Origin of the sequence: Halorhodospira sp. 9622, assembly GCF_022228025.1 — a bacterium.
In the GTDB taxonomy this organism is placed as follows: domain Bacteria; phylum Pseudomonadota; class Gammaproteobacteria; order Nitrococcales; family Halorhodospiraceae; genus Halorhodospira; species Halorhodospira halophila_A.
The window spans coordinates 1-986 of the sequence record NZ_JAJNRE010000089.1 but is presented as its reverse complement, the minus strand read 5'-3'; the positions used below and the strand labels follow the sequence as shown (position 1 = coordinate 986).

The following is a 986-nucleotide window of genomic DNA, read 5'->3' as shown; positions in this document are numbered from 1 at the left end:
GCTCTCCAGCGACAGGCTGCCATCGAGGCAGTGCACCAGTTCCCGGACAATCGCCAGTCCCAGTCCGTGGCCCGGGTGCGGGCCCTGGTAGTCGCCGCGGTGGAAGGCCTGGAAGATCTGCTCCTGCTTTTCACGAGAGAGGCCCGGTCCGGTGTCTTGGACGGCAAAGCGGATGCGCCCATCGGTCTCGTCCGAGGACACCTCGAGATGGACCGAGCCGGACGGGGTGTACTTGACGGCGTTCCCGAGCAGATTGGAGAGCACCTGCCCGAGTCGCGTGGCATCCCCCTCGACCCACACCGGCACGCTTGTGCCGATGCGCCGGGTCAGGCTCAGCCCCTGTTCGCGGGCCGTGGCCTCGAGCATGGTGCACTGGCCATCGATCAAATCGGGTAGCGAGAAGGTTTCCGGGCGAAGCTCAAGCTGTCCCGCCTGGAGGCGAGTGAGATCGAGCAGCGTATCGATGAGCCGCAGCAACCGCTCGGCGCCCTGCCGGCAGTGCTTCATGTACTCCGCGCGTTGCCGTTGGGGCAGATCCGGGTCGTCGAGCAGCTCGAGGAACCCCATCAAGGCATTGAGGGGGGTGCGAAGATCGTGGCTGACGGCGCGCAGGAACGCATCCTTGGTCTCGTTGGCCTGGGCCAGTGAACGCCGCAGCTCCCGGTCCTCGGTCACGTCCTGGGCTGTGCCGCGGAGGATTCTGGGGTGTCCTTCTGCGTCGAACTCCGTGTAGCCACGGGCGTACAGGGTCCGTTCCTGCCCGTCCGGGCACAGGACGCGGTGTTCGATGACGTACGGAGTGCCGGCATACAGTGACTGCTCAATGGCTGCTTCCACTTGGGGCCGGTCCTTCGGGTGGATCATGGCCCTGTATCGTTCGAAGGTCATCCCGTGGTCGGGCGGCCCGGCCCCAAATAGCTCATACATCTCCTCGGACCATTCCACCGCCCCGGTCCGGGTGTCATAGCTCCAGTGGCCGAGTCGGC

General features: G+C 65.9%; 1 protein-coding gene. It reads right to left on the bottom strand.

Annotated elements, in window-relative coordinates:
• Positions 1-945: ATP-binding protein (locus LRG07_RS13705; protein ID WP_370641547.1), on the bottom strand; the 945-nt coding region annotated here is incomplete at its 3' end.
• Positions 946-986 lie beyond the last annotated feature (41 nt).